The sequence below is a fragment of the Spirochaetota bacterium genome, from assembly GCA_017999915.1.
In the GTDB taxonomy this organism is placed as follows: domain Bacteria; phylum Spirochaetota; class UBA4802; order UBA4802; family UBA5550; genus RBG-16-49-21.
Genome location: JAGNKX010000001.1, coordinates 143,691 through 159,580 on the forward strand (window position 1 = coordinate 143,691; position 15,890 = coordinate 159,580).

16 protein-coding genes are annotated in these 15,890 nt (G+C 55.6%); 5 read left to right on the forward strand and 11 right to left on the reverse strand.

The features are described 5' to 3' along the window. Positions 1-212 precede the first annotated feature (212 nt). From KA369_00570 to KA369_00580, 3 genes are read left to right on the forward strand one after another with little or no spacing between them, the layout of a single operon-like run. Positions 213-644 (forward strand): hypothetical protein, encoded by a 432-nt coding sequence (locus KA369_00570; protein MBP7734439.1) that lies wholly within the window; start codon positions 213-215, stop codon positions 642-644. Beyond that, positions 644-1,411, forward strand: coding sequence for an alpha/beta hydrolase (locus KA369_00575; GenBank protein ID MBP7734440.1), 768 nt, complete (start codon positions 644-646; stop codon positions 1,409-1,411). Before KA369_00570 ends, KA369_00575 begins: the two co-directional genes overlap by 1 nt. A gap of 24 nt (positions 1,412-1,435) precedes the next feature. Then, positions 1,436-1,819, forward strand: coding sequence for a DUF2065 family protein (locus tag KA369_00580; protein MBP7734441.1), 384 nt, complete (start codon positions 1,436-1,438; stop codon positions 1,817-1,819). 82 nt (positions 1,820-1,901) lie between these two features. Here the strand turns inward: KA369_00580 and KA369_00585 are convergent, their stop codons facing one another. The 5 genes from KA369_00585 to KA369_00605 all read right to left on the reverse strand — a co-directional run bounded on the left by KA369_00585 (position 1,902) and on the right by KA369_00605 (position 9,664). Beyond that, positions 1,902-3,353 (reverse strand): AsmA family protein, encoded by a 1,452-nt coding sequence (locus KA369_00585; GenBank protein MBP7734442.1) that lies wholly within the window; start codon positions 3,351-3,353, stop codon positions 1,902-1,904. 159 nt (positions 3,354-3,512) lie between these two features. Beyond that, complete coding sequence (locus tag KA369_00590) at positions 3,513-4,505, reverse strand: hypothetical protein (GenBank protein ID MBP7734443.1); 993 nt, start codon at positions 4,503-4,505, stop codon at positions 3,513-3,515. 308 nt (positions 4,506-4,813) lie between these two features. Further along, positions 4,814-6,016, reverse strand: coding sequence for an acetyl-CoA C-acetyltransferase (locus KA369_00595; GenBank protein ID MBP7734444.1), 1,203 nt, complete (start codon positions 6,014-6,016; stop codon positions 4,814-4,816). Positions 6,017-6,325: 309 nt separating this feature from the next. Continuing rightward, on the reverse strand, positions 6,326-8,908 hold the full coding sequence (gene clpB, locus KA369_00600; GenBank protein MBP7734445.1) for an ATP-dependent chaperone ClpB: 2,583 nt from the start codon (positions 8,906-8,908) through the stop codon (positions 6,326-6,328). Between the two features lie 234 nt (positions 8,909-9,142). Beyond that, entirely contained in the window at positions 9,143-9,664 is a 522-nt protein-coding gene (locus KA369_00605) for a hypothetical protein (protein ID MBP7734446.1), read from the reverse strand. 223 nt (positions 9,665-9,887) lie between these two features. Here KA369_00605 and KA369_00610 point away from each other — a divergent pair, with 223 nt between their 5' ends. Beyond that, a complete protein-coding gene (locus KA369_00610) occupies positions 9,888-11,240 on the forward strand; it encodes a PP2C family protein-serine/threonine phosphatase (GenBank protein ID MBP7734447.1) in 1,353 nt (450 codons plus the stop codon). Positions 11,241-11,323: 83 nt separating this feature from the next. Here the strand turns inward: KA369_00610 and KA369_00615 are convergent, their stop codons facing one another. From KA369_00615 to KA369_00630, 4 genes are all read right to left on the reverse strand, one after another. Further along, positions 11,324-11,575 carry a DUF3343 domain-containing protein gene (locus KA369_00615; GenBank protein ID MBP7734448.1) on the reverse strand — a complete coding sequence of 84 codons (252 nt, stop codon included), beginning with the start codon at positions 11,573-11,575 and terminating at the stop codon, positions 11,324-11,326. Between the two features lie 78 nt (positions 11,576-11,653). Next, positions 11,654-12,925, reverse strand: a complete 1,272-nt coding sequence (locus KA369_00620; GenBank protein MBP7734449.1) for a 2-hydroxyacyl-CoA dehydratase — start codon at positions 12,923-12,925, stop codon at positions 11,654-11,656. Between the two features lie 29 nt (positions 12,926-12,954). Continuing rightward, positions 12,955-13,155: a sulfurtransferase TusA family protein gene (locus KA369_00625; protein MBP7734450.1), complete on the reverse strand. Its 201-nt coding sequence runs from the start codon at positions 13,153-13,155 to the stop codon at positions 12,955-12,957. 70 nt (positions 13,156-13,225) lie between these two features. Further along, a complete protein-coding gene (locus KA369_00630; GenBank protein MBP7734451.1) occupies positions 13,226-14,341 on the reverse strand; it encodes a YedE-related selenium metabolism membrane protein in 1,116 nt (371 codons plus the stop codon). 157 nt (positions 14,342-14,498) lie between these two features. On the opposite strand from KA369_00630, the gene KA369_00635 reads away from it, so the two are divergent. Next, on the forward strand, positions 14,499-14,822 hold the full coding sequence (locus KA369_00635; protein ID MBP7734452.1) for a 4Fe-4S binding protein: 324 nt from the start codon (positions 14,499-14,501) through the stop codon (positions 14,820-14,822). 57 nt (positions 14,823-14,879) lie between these two features. On the opposite strand, the gene KA369_00640 is transcribed toward KA369_00635, so the two are convergent. Both KA369_00640 and KA369_00645 read right to left on the reverse strand, forming a co-directional pair. Continuing rightward, positions 14,880-15,395 carry a ferredoxin:glutaredoxin reductase gene (locus tag KA369_00640; GenBank protein MBP7734453.1) on the reverse strand — a complete coding sequence of 172 codons (516 nt, stop codon included), beginning with the start codon at positions 15,393-15,395 and terminating at the stop codon, positions 14,880-14,882. Next, a complete protein-coding gene (locus tag KA369_00645; protein MBP7734454.1) occupies positions 15,392-15,673 on the reverse strand; it encodes a glutaredoxin family protein in 282 nt (93 codons plus the stop codon). The genes KA369_00640 and KA369_00645 overlap by 4 nt, the downstream gene beginning before the upstream one ends. Positions 15,674-15,890: the final 217 nt, after the last annotated feature.

A 15,890-nucleotide genomic window follows, 5' to 3' on the forward strand; every position in this document is an offset into this window, starting at 1 on the left:
AATCATTATAAAAAAGAAAATTTGTAAGACAAGTGGCCCAAAGGAATACAACCGAATTCGATTTTTCAAGGTTCTCTTGCATAAATAATGAATTTTTCTTTACACTGACCGGTCCAGACAATAATAATCATCCTATGAAAAACTTTACAATAATCGCCCTCACAATCGTCATATTCACTCTATTTTCATATCATGGTGGCGGCAGTAATTCCATGGCACCTGCCATAATGGCCGTCGCTGCCGACGCAGCAGAAGGAGAGATGCCCCTCTCATTCAAAAATGTCATCGGCACATGGAGCCTGATGTATTCGGGAAACTATGGCTATGCCTTCAGCCTCAGCCATAGTTACCGGGCAACGGTTATTCTCTACCTGAACATGGAAATTCTTACATTCAGGGGGGTATATACCATTGAAGAAGGGAACAAACTGCGCATCAACATCAACGAGATGAGGGAAGAACACCGTGGCGGCGGAAAGAACAGGGGCTTTGTAAAGGCCAAGTCTTCCTATTTCCTTTTCGGAGGATACAAAACCAAGAAAGGCGGGCGGGAAACGCTCTATCTCAAGCCCCTTGCCATCATTATCGACGGCAACAATTCCGAAGGGTATTTCGAGCCCCTCATCAAGCTGGCAAAAAGCTGATGATTTCAGTAGAAAGCATAACATTCAGCAACAATGTCGGCCGGCGCCTCGCCGGCAGGATATACCGTGACGACAAAGCCGGAGATACCGGCATCATATTCAGCCACGGACTTTTTTCCAGTAAGGACGGATATAAAATAACCAGGATGGCCGATGACCTCGCCGCGACGAGCCATCCCCTCATGACCTTCGATTTTTCCTGCGCCGGCGAGTCGGGAGGACCGATATCGGACCTTTCGATCCTCCAGGAAGTCGAGGACCTCGCCTCGGCCGTGAGCTATTTCAAAGAGCGGGGAATCAAACGCATCCACCTGATGGGCTCCAGCATGGGCGCCGCCGTCTCAATGCTGTACGCGTCACGGAAAGATCCCGCGATCGAATCCCTTATGCTCATCGCCGCGCCCGTCGATATTCTGGCCATATTCACCGGCGCCACCGGCATAACCGATCCGTCGACGCTGCCCCCCGACGGCATGACCTCCGTGGAGGGGATCGGCATCAAAAACGCCTTCTTCCTCGAAATACCGACGATCAACATGGTGGAAGCCATCCGGATGATCGGCGTTCCGGTCCTTGCCATACACGGCGGCCGTGACGCGGTGGTTGACCCGAAGAATATCGAAATTCTCGAGGACAATCTGGCCACATTCACAAAGACGGTCGTCATCGACGACGGCGACCACGAGCTTACGCGGGACAAGGATATACGGTTCATCAGGGACACGGTCGTCGCCTGGCTCGCGGAAGAATACAGTGCCTATGCTTGATATTGAACGAGGTGCGTCACTGACATGGTTACGGTTTATTTTCTTATCCTGGGGATCATCCTCGTCTGCATCGGCTCCGTCGAGATGATAGCCCCCCTGAGGGCCTTCGATTTCTGGAAGGCCTGGGTATCCAGACAGCAGTTTTTCCTGCACGGCGCGCTCCTCATCATCGCCGGCTTTCCCCTCACCATTTACCAGGGCCCCCTGTCAACGGTCCTTTTCATTTTCGGACTTCTTGCGGTCCTGGCCGGCCCCTTCGTGCTCATCTATCCCGATAAATTCAGGCAGATGTTCCTGGCCATGGCTGAGGAGATGAAGGATGGCGATCTAAAAAAGATAATCTACGCCGAGGGTTTGCTGAGAATGGCCGTGGGGGCCGTCTGCATCGCCAGTTACCTGATACGGTAACGGCCCGGATCCGGACCGGCCAAAAATAACGAAGGCGCGGCTCCGGCGCCGCGCCTTCCGGTTCTTTCATCCGCGACGGCTCTTACCAGAGCTTGATCTTCCCGGCCTTTTTCAAGAGCTGCTTGCCGCCGTCTTCGATCACCTTCTTGCCCGCTTCTTTTCCCGCTTCCAGCAGAACATCGCCGGCCACCTGCTTGATGATATCATCGAGCGACCCCAGCGCAGGATGGGTGAGGGTTGCCGTGGGCTTGCCCGTGGTGCCGGCCACCTTGAATTTCATGTAAACCATCCCATTCTTGTTCAGGAGGGGCTTCATCGCGGCATCTGCTATCTTATCGGGATTGGCGTATTTCTTTGCGCCCAGCTTCTTCAGGCCTGATTCAACCTGTTTACGAATGCCGACCTTCACGGCGCTGTTGCGCTCCTTCAGCAATTCAAGCTCGAGGTTCACGTCCAGTTTCTTGGACGCGGTGTTGTAGGCGCCGTCAAAGAGGAGGCGGCACTCCTTGAGCTTGAGGTTCCCGTTGGAAAGCTTTGCCAGGTTGTTTTTATACCACACGTCCACGTAGGCGAGCTTGGATCCCTTCCACGACTGTTTTCCCTTCAGGAAATTGAGGGAATCCCCGATGTACTTGCCCAGGATGTTGTTGCCGGCGATGGTGTTGAAAATCTGAAGCCCCGTGATCACCCCTTCCGGAGAGCCGGCATGGAGGGATACCTCCGGATCGAGCTTCCGCGTTTTCAGGTCGAAGGGCCGCACGTTGCCGTTCACATCCAGCGTGATATCGAAGGACTCGACGCTTCCCGACTTGACCGGGCCCATGGTACGTATCCCCATGAAGAGGGTGATCTTGGCGTTGTCTTTTTTATTCAGCTCCTTCGGATCTATGGCTATGTTGGATACCAGGGCCGTCATTTTGTATATCTGGAACCGCTGGTCAAGCTTTCCGTCGTAGTAGTTGATGGTCCCGTTCTTGAAGCCCACCTCGCCGATATTGATCGCGACGGGAATATCATCCGCCGTCAACGGTTTTGCGGGCTCTTTCGCCTCTTCGGCCTTCTTTTTCTCCAGCTCTTTCTGCTCCTCCCTGGTCAGCTTCTTCGGCCTGGTGAGGTCGTCAAAATTGAAGGCGCCGGCCTTGCTCTTCGCGACGTTGACCACCGGCGTGTACAGCACGCACTCCTTCAGCTGGAACTGCTTTTTCAGCAGCGGCATGAATTTGAGCTTCAGCCGGAGGGCCTCCATGCTGACGAAAACGTCATTGGCCGGGACCGGTTTCCCTTTCAGCGCTTCAAGCTGTTTTTCAGTCTTGTAGTTGGAAATCGATACCTTTTTCACCTCGATCCCCGATACCACTGAAAGAATGCCCACGTTGATGTCCTGGATCTGTACATGACGGTTTAAAGCCTTGATCATCTGGTTCTGCACGAGCTCCTTATTGACGATAAGAATGATTGCAACACTCGCGGCAACGATGAGCAGTATGATGAAAGCAACGAGTCCGCCCAGTATCTTGAAGATTTTTTTAACCATACAGCGCTCCTTACCATGTAGAATCTGGCAGAAAGAATTGTATATCTCCCTCCAGTGTGAGACGACTTTGTTTATATTTCACGCTGCGCGCCGGGAAATGGTATCCCGGCCCGCGCATTTCTCTCAATTCCAATTCGGCCGTTTCAACGCCGGCCGCCGCTACCATACCACGCCGAAGGTCACACCAGCATTGAACCCGTTATTGAAATAATAGGTGAAGGGGATGTCGATGATGACAGGACCGAAGTTAAGACCCGGCCCGCAGAATACTTTGGGCAGAAATTTGGTCGGCCCTTTTCCTCCCTGTCTTCCATAGGCGTAGGCCAGCCCCGACCCTGCCAGTGAGCCGTTCGTGACAAGTCCCGACGCAGAGTAGTTCATGCGGGAAGACCCGAAGGCGAAGTCGATCCCCACCCCGGCGTGTATGTTAAGGACCCAGAAGAGACGGACGGCCGTGGACATCTCCAGCGGTATCACATACGATTCCGTCTTCACGAAAAGGGTGAACTCCGGCCTCATGGTATAGCCATTGGACGACATCGAAGGCGCTTTGTAGTGGAACCTGGTATTGTTACGCTGCCAGTTCAATCCGGCGCCGATGGAGAGACCGCGCCACAGGACAAACTTGACCGGGGGAGACTTCGGCTGAACTATCTGGTAGTTGAGCATACCGCCGGCGGTGATACCGTTGAATTTAAAATACAGATACGAGTATTTCAGCATGCCGAACTTGGCAGAGATGGTGAAGTCGGCCGGAAGCTTGATTCCCACATTCAGGGCCCAGGCATTCCAGGCGACCCCGATATACACATCGCCCTCCTTGCGCAGCTGCTTGACCAGTCCCTTGTAATACCCCAGGTTCGTCGTGGTGGCCGGGACCTGCGCCGCTCCCATGGTGCCCAGCGTAACCGAGACCTTGTCAAATCCCTGGTAGCCCCGCTGGGTCGCCACCGCCGAGGAATAGGCGCTCGCGTTGGCAAAGCCCTTGACCAGTTTCGCCTGGCGCTGATACGGCAGGAGCGTCTGGTTTATAAACTGCTGAGCGGCTGCATTGTTGAGTGATGTGGTGCCGTAAATCCATGCCCGCGCATCATTGACGCAAAACATGGTCATGACAGCCGCGGCCATGATGATGATATATCTGTTTTTCATCTTCAAAAATCCTCCGTTTCTGAATTTGTTTAATCACGAAATCGATATATATAGTATACTAATATGGAAAAATATAATTCAATAATTTTTTACCGCCATATCTAAAAATTGGAATTTTCATAATAATTGCAATGAAAAATTCAAATTTTTTCAATGAAAGCGACTCCCATCTTTAAACCCCGCCAATGGCGACCTTTTCTTCGCTGCAGATTCGCATAAACTGAACGATGCGAATTATTACCGGGCACAAACAAAAGGGGCGGCGCCTTGCGGCGCCGCCCCCGTTATCTGCCAAATGCGATGCAATGCTATTTCAGGTTTTCTATCAGCACCGCGGCTCCCATGCCGCCGCCGACGCAGAGGGTCGCAATGCCCCACTGGACATCACGGCGCTTCATCTCATTGATGAGGGAGATGGTGATCCGCGCGCCGGTGCAGCCCACCGGATGGCCCAGGGCGATGCCGGAGCCGTTCACGTTGACGATGGAGCGGTCCAGTCCGAGGCCGCGCTCTACCGATACATACTGGGCGGCGAAGGCCTCGTTGCACTCGAAGAGGCCGATGTCGTCGAGCTTCTTGCCGGTCTTCTTCAGCAGCTTCTGCACCGCCGGCACCGGGCCGTAGCCCATCAGGTGCGGCTCGCACCCGGCAATGGCGTTGCCGGCTATGCGGGCCATCGGTTTTTTGCCGAGCTGCTTCGCCTTTTCCATTGAAGTGATGATCATTGCCGCCGCCCCGTCGTTCAGACCGGAGGAATTCCCCGCGGTAACCGTGCCGGCCTTCTTGTCAAAGGCAGGCTTCAGCGCTGCCAGGCTTTCCATGGTGATATCCCGGCGGGCGTGCTCATCGGTGGTGAACATCTTGGGTTCGCCTTTCCTCTGGGGTATGGGCACCGGAATGATCTCGTCCTTGAATTTTCCGCCGTCGATGGCGGCGATCGCCTTCTTGTGGCTCTCGAAAGCCACCTGGTCCTGGTCCTGGCGGGTTATATTGTATTTCTTCGCCAGGTTCTCGGCGGTCTGGCCCATGATGAAGGCCTCACCGAGGAGCTGGCTTCCGGAGTGGAGGAGCTCCCACATGGAGTCGGTGAATTCGCCGTGGGTGAGGCGCAGGCCCCACCGGGCGTTGTGGACCACGTAGGGCGCGTTGCTCATCGACTCGCATCCGCCGGCGAGGACGATGTCGGAGTCTCCGGCGATGATCTGCTGGGACGCGAAGATGGCGGCCTGCATGCCGGAGGCGCACTGGCGCTGGATCGTGGTCGCCGGCACTTCCATGGGGATGCCCGCCTTGAGCGCGGCGGTGCGCGCCGTGTTGGCCTCCATGCTCGTCTGTACACAGTCACCGAAGATGACATCATCGAGCATGTCCCCGGTAACGCCCGCCCTTTTCATCGCCTCCCCCATGACGAGGGCTGCCAGCTGGTATGCCCTGATATCCTTGAGCGATTGGCCGAAGCTCGCGATGGGTGTTCTGCACCCTGATAAGATAACAACCTCTTTGTTCGACATAACAATTCTCCTGAATGATGATGTGCGTTGAAGATTAACAGAGCCGATAGAGTATTTCTACCCGCCACGGTAACGATATGGCATGATATGCCGCTTATCCCCTGTTAAATCCAAACAAGCATCATGGGAGTTATATGTCAAGACAGATAGGAGCCCCGGCCGAGGTATTTGCCGGAACCTGACAGGATGTTCTATGACCCTGCACGCCCTGGTCTTAGCGCAGACATTTGGACGAAAGCCAGCAGGATCCCAATGATATGGGGGAAACCATCGCGGCCCCCGCCGGAGACGGCGGGGCTGCTGCGGCGATCACTTGCCGTAGGTGAGCTTCTTCCCGTCGGAATCGACCTTGACCTTCTGGTCCCCGAGGGATTCGCCGGAAAGGAGCCGCACGGAGAGCGGATCCAGGAGGTGCTTCTGGATCGCCCGCTTGAGGGGACGGGCCCCGAACTGCGGATCGAACCCTTCCTCGACCAGGAACTCCAGCGCCTTCTTCGTGAGCTCCAGGGAAATGCCCCGCTCCCTGAGGCGCGCCGCGACCTGGGCCAGCTGCAGCTTGACGATCTCCCCGATGTTGTTCCGGGAGAGCGGGTTGAATATGATGATCTCGTCCACCCGGTTCAGGAACTCCGGCTTGAAGTGGCCCTTGAGTTCCTGCTCGACGCCGAGCTTCCGCTTTTCGTACGGTATCGACGCGTCGCTGATATAGGACGTCCCGATATTGGAAGTCATGATGATGAGGGTGTTCTTGAAGTCGACCACCCGCCCCTTGGAATCGGTGAGGCGTCCCTCGTCGAGGATCTGCAGAAAGATGTTGAACACGTCGGGGTGCGCCTTCTCGATCTCGTCGAAGAGGACAACCGCGTAGGGACGGCGCCGCACCGCCTCGGTGAGCTGGCCCCCCTCCTCGTATCCGACGTAGCCCGGAGGAGCTCCGATGAGACGCGCCACCGCGTGCTTCTCCATGTACTCGGACATGTCTATGCGGACGATCGCCTTTTCGTCGTTGAACATGAACTGCGCCACCGCCTTGGCGGTCTCGGTCTTGCCCACGCCGGTGGGGCCCAGGAAAATGAAGGAGCCGATGGGCCGGTCCGGGTCCTGGATGCCGGAGCGGGACCGCCTCACGGCGTTCGATATGGCCGTTATCGCCTCATCCTGTCCCACGACGCGCTTCTCCAGAAGCGCTTCCATTTTCAAGAGCTTCTCCTTTTCCCCTTCGAGCATCCGCGACACCGGTATGCCGGTCCACCGGGACACCACGGCCGCGATCTCCTGTTCGGTCACCTCCTCCTTGAGGAGGGTCTTGCCGCCCTGCATCGACTTGAGCTTTTCATTGGCGGCCCCGAGCTGCTTTTCTAAATCTCCGATCTTGCCGTAGCGAATCTCGGCGACAAGGTTAAGGTTGCCCTCCCGCTCGGCCCGCTGCTCCTCCATGCGGAGATGCTCGATCTGCTCCTTGATCTTGCGTATCTGGGTGATCACTTCCTTTTCGTTCTTCCACTGCGCCACCAGGCCGCTCTTGCTCTCGTTCAGGTTCGCCAGCATCTCCTTGATCTTCTCAAGGCGCTCCCGCGACGCCTTGTCCTTTTCCTTCTTGAGGGCCTCGGTTTCAATCGTGAGCTGGCGCACCTTCCGCTCGATCTCGTCGATCTCGATCGGCATGGAGTCTATCTCCATCTTGATGCGCGAGGCCGCCTCGTCCACCAGGTCGATGGCCTTGTCCGGGAGGAAGCGGTCAGTGATGTAGCGCTCGGAAAGGACCGCGGCCGCCACGCAGGCCGAGTCGGAGATACGCACACCGTGGTGCACCTCGTACTTTTCCTTCAGTCCCCGGAGGATCGCGATGGTGTCGTCCACCGTGGGCTCTTTGCACAGTACCGGCTGGAAGCGCCGCTCCAGGGCTTTATCCTTTTCTATATATTTCTGGTATTCGTTGATCGTGGTGGCGCCGATGCAGCGCAGGTCGCCGCGGGCCAGGGCCGGCTTCAGCATGTTGGAGGCGTCGACGGCCCCCTCGGCGGCCCCGGCACCCACCAGGGTGTGGAGCTCGTCGATGAAGAGGATCACGTCGCCGGCCGATTCCTCCACCTCGGTGATAACGGCCTTCAGGCGCTCCTCGAACTCCCCACGGTACTTGGCGCCGGCGATGAGGGCCCCCATGTCGAGGGCGACCAGGCGCTTGTTTTTTAAATTCTCCGGCACGTCCCCCTCGACCATGCGGCGCGCCAGGCCCTCCACGATGGCGGTCTTGCCCACGCCGGGCTCGCCGATCAGGACCGGGTTGTTCTTCGTGCGCCGCGTCAGCACCTGCATGACCCGCCGGATCTCCTCGTTCCTGCCGATCACCGGGTCGAGCTTGTTCATGCGGGCGAGCTTGGTCAGGTCGCGGCTGAACCGCTCCAGGGCGTTGTACTTGTCCTCGGCGCTCTCGTCGTCGGCGCGCTTCGATCCCCGGATGTCCTTGAGGACCTTCAGGATGTTCTCCCTGATGAAGCCGTGCTCGTTCAGGATCTTCCGGGCCTTGCCGCTCCCCTTGGAGGAGAGGGCCAGGATCATGTGCTCGGTGCTCAGGTAGTCGTCCTTCAGGCCGACCGCCTCGTTCCACGCCTCGTTCAGCACGTCCCTCATCGACGCCGACAGGGCGCCGCCGCCGGGACCCGCCCCGACCTGCCGCGGCAGGCCCTTGACGGCCTCATCGGCCTCGTTTCTCAAATCGTTCAGGCGCACGCCGATCTTCTGCGCGATGGAGCCGAAGATGCCGCCTTCCTGGTCGATGAGGGCCAGAAGCAGATGCTCCGGCTGTATCTCGTAATGATTCATATCGGTGGCTATATTCTGGGCCGTGTTCACGGCCTCCTGGGCCTTCAATGTCAATTTGTCCATTCTCATCTCAATTACTCTCCAATAAAAATATCCGCTCCCGATAGGCGCGCAAGCGCTTGCGCGCCTATCGGGAGCGACGCGCCTATGGCACACCTTTTCAATTAATAATGCAAGGATTAAAAAGCAACAGGAAAGAAACACATACAGGATAGAATAAAAATAAAGAAAATTGTTCGGATCGTCAAGGGGATGTGATAAAAAAACCGACGCCCATAAAGGCGGCGCCCATGGCCGACGCCTTTATAGGTTCTTCAAACGCTCTTCAATCATTTTCGCCAGGTTCTGTATATAATGGAAATTCTCGATATCATCGACGAAAAGGATGACGCCCAGGTTGTCCTTGGTGAGAACCAGGGCCCTGTCGTTGTTATAACCGGCGAATTCCGTCATCTTTCGGATCTCCCCCTGGGCGTCCTTCATGGTATTATAAAGGATCATATAGCAGACGATATCATCCCCCAGGGGCGTCTTCTTATTGGTAATGATGGAAACATAGATGCCGGCGATCTTGCTGTAATCCCCGCCTGGATATATCTTATCGGCTAGGCGCTTGATGGCGGCCCTGTCCATCATCCAGGGATTGTCCTTCAGCGTGCTCCGGTAGGGGCCGGGGATTGTGCCGTACATGAAGCCTTCCAGTATATCGGAGTTGGTGATTTTTATCATGTCGATGACGTCCAATTTCAACTGGGAGCTCCCCTTCGATTCGGTTATCAATATCAACGACAGGAGAATACAGGTGGATAATATGGCTTTTTTCATGGCGGGTCTCCCGATTCTGAATAATTCCGCAGGCCGCAAGATAACGCACTGCTTCATCTAGTATATCGGAATATCCGGGCGAAGTCTAAAGAATTTTTTTCATGATGCCCCCGGACCGGATAGCCGGGGAGTCGGTCCTGTTCTCATTGATAGTTATTGACTTTTTCATCAGCGCCGCGCACACTTCACACACTACTTTTCCGGTTGCCGGAGTAATGGCCCTATGGACAGCACGGATTTCACCCTGATGAAAAAAAAGTACCGCCTCAATTACATCGCCCGCATCGTATGGAGCGCGGTGATGCTGGCCTTCGTCTATTATAACTTCGGCGGACCGCTCCTTGTCTTCACCATTACCCATCTTGCCCTCAGCGCCGTCTGGATCGCCCTGGTGGAGTTCGAGTCGCCCCTCATCCTCAACGAGGACCTGCGGTACGTCCGCATCGCCATGGACGCCTTCCTGTACACCCTGGCCATCTATATCACCGGAGGGGCCTACTCTTTCTGCCTGTTGAGCTACATCATCTTCATCATGCTCACTTCGCTCTACATCACGAACCGCTACGGGATATTCGCCATCGTGGCGTGCGTGTCATTCTACAACGCCATGCTTTTGTCGATCCACCTGGGGTATCTCCCCCCGGTGAACATACTTTCCGGCGAGGGCGACGTCCCCGTGAAGACCACCCGCGCCGCCATGCTTATCTCCAATTTCCTGCTGGTTCTCGTGTCGGTCATCATGAACAGGGTCGCCCATACGCTCTATGCGAACCTCATGGAGAGGACCGAAGAGCTCCAGACCGAGCGAAATCACCTGCGCAACCGCAACGAGGTCATAGAGAACGATATGAGGCTCGCGCGCAGGATCCAGGAACAGCTCATTCCCCAGGCGAGTCCCTATCCGTTCATCCGCGCCCTCTACAGGCCAACGGAAGCGGTGGGCGGCGACTTTTTCGATTTCATCGGATTCCGCAACTCGTCGCGGCTGGGAATATTCGTGAGCGACGTGTCGGGCCACGGGGTCCCGGCCGCCTTCATCACCTCCATGATCAAGACCATGATCCTTCAGTCGGGAATGCTGCGAGAGGATCCGGCAGGCCTCCTGATGTACCTCAACGATTTCCTCTTCGGGAAGACGGCTGATAATTTCATAACCGCATTTTACGGTATTTACGATCCCGACGCCCGCTCCATGATATACTCCAACGCGGGACACAATCTTCCCTACCTTCTCTCGGCAAACGGCGTGGGGATGCTGGAGGGAGGGCGATCCATGCCGCTGGCAATCGCCGACAACACCTTCCTCCGCGCCGGCGCCAGTGAGTATCGAAACGCGTCACTTGACATGCAGAGGGGCGACCGCGTGATCTTTTACACCGACGGGCTCACCGAGGAGCGCGGTTCAGACGATTCTCCGGACGTTTTTGAGGAGCCGATGGTGACCCGGCTGCTTCCGGGGGTGCGGGGCTTCTCATGCGGCGCCATCGTCGACAGGATCTACGAGGGCCTGAAGGAATGGAGAGGCTCGGATCGATTCAGGGATGACGTGTGCATCATCTGCATGGAGGTTGACTGAAGGGACCCACGGCCGAGGTTATCCCGGCGCGATACCGCGGTAGAATTCCCCATCTCCACCATCCGACTCCCGGCATCTCATGGTCAAAGACTCTGGACGCTCTGATATTCAATGGCCGATGCCCGGAGCAGCCTTTCGATATCCCCGGCGTTTTCACTCTTGATTCGCACGCAATAGCCGCAATCCGAGCTGAGGTGGCTGGGGACCGGGATCATGGCGTGGGGGAATCCTTTTTTCTTCAGAAGATTTGCAGTCCAGATGGCGTGATTTGTCGAATGAAAAAGAATGACCGAGTACTCCATCGCTCCGTGCCCCTTGAGACAGGATACCTTCATGAATGCGCATCGATACGGCCGCCGCGTCTCCCGCCGGATGCCCGATGGAAGACACGGCGCGTCGTCACTCGTTGCAGCCTAAATTTTTTCAATAAACGCCTCGATCCTGGTCTTCAGCTGCTCCATGTCGCCGGAAGAATAATCGGTCTCGATGGCCAGGAACTGCATGTTCCTGCTGTCGCACAGGTCCTTCACTTTCTTGGACTCCACGAGGTAGGGAGTGCAGAACTGGAGCGAATAGTGGATCACCCCGTCGGCTCCGGATGATGCATAGAGGGCGCTTATGTCCTCGATCCGCTCCTTGTTGGGGGTGAAACAGGCGCAGTTGATCTTCATGTAGCGGTCGACGATATTGTCAAGAAGCTGATCGACACTGCTCCCCGAGTCTTTCACCGCATTCCTCGTGTTGCGCTCGCCCACGCAGGATTCCTCGGCCACTATGGTGGCGCCGCTCGTTTCGACGACAAAGGGAACCTTCCAGTTGGGCACCGCCATGGGGCATCCGGAAACGAGGATTTTTTTCGCGCCGGCCTCTCCGATGGATATCTTTTTCTTGCCGCGCTCTTCCAGCTCATCGCAAAGCTTGGCAACCGAATCGGTGAAGCGCTCGGGATTATCATAAAAAGAGACCTGGTTGACCAGGAGGGCGTCCCGTCCTGAAATGACGAAGGGGTATTTATACCTGATCGCCGCCAGGCGCTGCAGGACGGCGCGCTTTTTGTTCACTGTCTGTATTCCCTTTTTAAGCGACTCGGCGGTGATTTTTCTCCCGGACCTTTTTTCAAGCTCCGCCGTGAACCGCCCGATCTCTTTTTTCCAGAGGGCGCGGTCTGCATCGTTTTTCATCTGGGGGATTTCCATCACATAGACGTCCTTCATTTCGCCGAAGATCTCGTAGGCCTTTTTCTTGCCGTCACAGGTGGTCTCTCCCACGACGAAATCGGCCGCCTGGGTATAGGGGCAGAGCCTCCCGAGCCTGAAGCCCAGGGACGACTTGATCAGTGCGCAGGTGTTGCGGGGAAGGTATTCCTCGACCTTTTCGAAGGCGATCTCGGCGCCGGCGCAGAGTCCGATCTGGACGCCGCCGACGGCGAGGACCAGCTCCTCGGGAACGTACACGCAGAAGGTTCCCACGATGATGTTCCCCTTCGCCTTTTCCTCCATTATTTCCCGTATCCTGAGGCCGTGGACTTCCGATACGACAAAATCGAAATATTTCATGCCTTCGGGCCTGTTTTTCTGCGAAAGAAAAATATCACCGTAGGCCTGGCCAAGAACCGAAAGAAGCTGGTCATGGGATTCGAGGTCCAGTCCCAGTTCCTTCCACATATTTACATATTCACCGCTCATGGTTCCTCCTTTTTTTTCGAAGTAGTATATTATTTTAAGGCTTTAATGATGAAATCATCGCCTGCGCTTCGCACTTCAGCCTTCATGCCGCTCTTATTCAGGGTCCGCAGCACATTTTCCCGCGCCACATCGCTGCTGACCATTATCTCAAATGAAGAAAGGCCCTCGCTGATCGCCTTGCGGGCCAGCACAACCGGCTGGGGACATGACAGTCCCCGTGCATCGATCATATGTTCCGACATGATTTTCTCCTTGGGTTTTAATGATGCGGACAAATCCGCTCAGGATTGCTCATTTTTTTCAGGCTTTCACCGTCATTTTTTCGCGCATGGTGAATCCTATGATTAGGCAGAATATGATCCCGACAATCACGGCCGCCTGCCCGTAGAACCCCGGCCCGCCCACTGTCAGGACTTCTTCGATCATGGCGTCAGGTTTGGCAGCAAAGGCCAGGTTATGGGCAAAGGCGGCGCCTGTCACCATGCCCATTACGAAAACGCCGGCGTCCGCGTCACCTTCGCCGGAAAGAATGAGCTGCCGCCCGGGACAGCCGCCGGCCAGGGCGAAGGCAAGGCCGGCAAGGGTCATGCCGAGAAAATTCCAGAGATGGTTGCTGTGCGCAACGGGCTGGCCTGTAAAGCCGGGTTTAAACGTGCCGAGAAGGAGGTTCCCGACAAAGGCCGTTACGAGTAGGGCCGCCACGCCGCTCATGAGGTGGAAGTCCCTGGCGAGGACAATGTCGCGGATCGAGCCCATGGTGCAGAAGCGGCTGCGCTGCGCTATGACGCCGAATACGAGACCGGCCGCGAGGCTTATCCAGAGGCTTGCATGCATGGAACCCGGGCCCTTGGTGCTGGAGAATATGGGCCCGCCCTCGGAGAAGGATATGCCGAAGGCATTGAACAGCACCAGGGCCGCCATGAAGGCCGGAAATACCCATCCACTGGCCGAGCGGTTCCCGTAAGACCGTCCCAGGCTGTATCCCTTGTTCAGGAACAGAACGCCAACGGAGACGCCGCAGGCAAGACCGAGAAGGCCCAGCAACGAGTTGAGATCGCCGCCGGCCAGGCGGAGCAGGGCCCGCCAGGGACAACCGAGGAACGCCAGGGCTCCGATCATGGCGAAGATGCCGAGGAAGAACCGTATCAGCGTCGATGATCCGGACCTCGGCCTGTATTCCTTCATGACAAGGGAAACAATGAAAGAGCCGAGGACGATCGCCGGAATTTCCGGCCGCAGATACTGAACGACATCGGCCCGGTGCAGGCCGAGGGCCCCGGCTATGTCACGCTCGAAGCAGGCGACGCAGATCCCCATGTTGGGCGGATTGCCGGCCGCCTGCAGCAATACCGCAATAATGCCGATAACAGAGCCGCTAATTATTATGCCGATTTTCGAGGACAGAAAGTTTTTCATGCAGTGCTCCTTTGATGAACAATTAATCAAGGATTCACGCATCCTATTTTTATGTCAATAATTAATAATATGCATAATAAGCATTTATTTTATAGATAATTATGAGCGGGCATTTCCCCTGGAATATTGGATTCGGCCGGAGGATCATCATAGATTCATGGAGATATGCTTTTGCTGTCCCTGCTGCTGCATCGCCTTTCGAAATTTCATGCAAATGCCGCGGGAAGTCACAAGGCGCTTCAGGCACACAGGATGGACTGCCTGCGAAGTGATCGAGTGCGCCCTGTGCGGGAAATGCCTGAAGGTCTGCCCCGTACGGGCGCGGAGCATTGAGAACGACTCTGTCCGGGTCAATGAAGGTTGCATCGGCTGCGGCATATGCGCTGTTCAGTGCCCACAGAAAGCTATAGCCATGAGGCAGATAGCCCAGATGAAAAATGATATTAAAGACTATTTTGAGGGATTGAGCCTGGAATTATGACAGGCAATTCAATGCATCCTCAGCTCGGACCCGGCGGAGGCTGAAGTTCCTGGATGCCTACATGAAACGCTCAAAACGGTCTTTGTCTGCCTTGCAGATGGGGCAGACGCCGGGAGGCTCCTCCCGGGCGCAGAGATAACCGCAGACCTTGCAGCGCCACACCGGCAGGCTCAATTCACGGGCAGGGCCAGCGGCGCCGGCCGATTCCTTTTTCGCCGCCCGTTCCTCCTCCGTCGGTCTCCGCTCCGGTATGGGGGCCAGCTTTTTTTCGCCCCTCGCGATCCTCTGCGATACGTAGAGGCCGCAGTAACACGCGTCATACTCCTCGAGGTCGCTGTCCCGATAGTCGCAGGGGCAGATGATATCGAGATCATCGGGCTTCCGGCCGGAGGCGAGGCGGCAGGGGCAGGCACGGTATCCGTATCTCATCTCATTGACAATGAGGCTCCTCACCAGGTCCCTGGTGAATTCCTCATCTGGTCCGAGGTGGTATCCCGAGGCCTCTGCTTCTTTACGGAGCCTCTGGTAGAGCCTGTCAACGTCTTCGTCGGTGATATTCAGTACCTGCGTCATTTAAGGAGCCCCCGGATCTTTTCCTCGTCAAATCCAACTATGCACTTTTCATTGTTTATTACCAGGGTCGGAAAAGAACACTGGGGATTCCATTGTCGGATGTCATCCTTCACCAGGGCGTTTTCACCACTCTCCAGGAGATCGACATAAACATAGGAATATTCAATTTTTAACTCATCCAGGAGTGTTCTCGCTTTTTTGCACCAGATGCAGGTGCTGAGGGCGTACAGAACTATGGAACCTATGTTTTTTCCTTCAACATGGATCAGTTGGGCCATGAAATGGCTCCTCCTTTTTAGTGTTATATTATCTTTAATAAATAAGAATTTTAATATAATCTGTCTACTATAGTAAACTCTTATAAGATATCAATTATTATATCACACACTGCTTTAATTCTTTTAATAGTTTTGCTGCAATGCTTAATAATCAACGATATTTACCGCCGTCACCGAAGGCGGAGGGGTAAACGTGAGTAATTACAAGTTGTTGTAA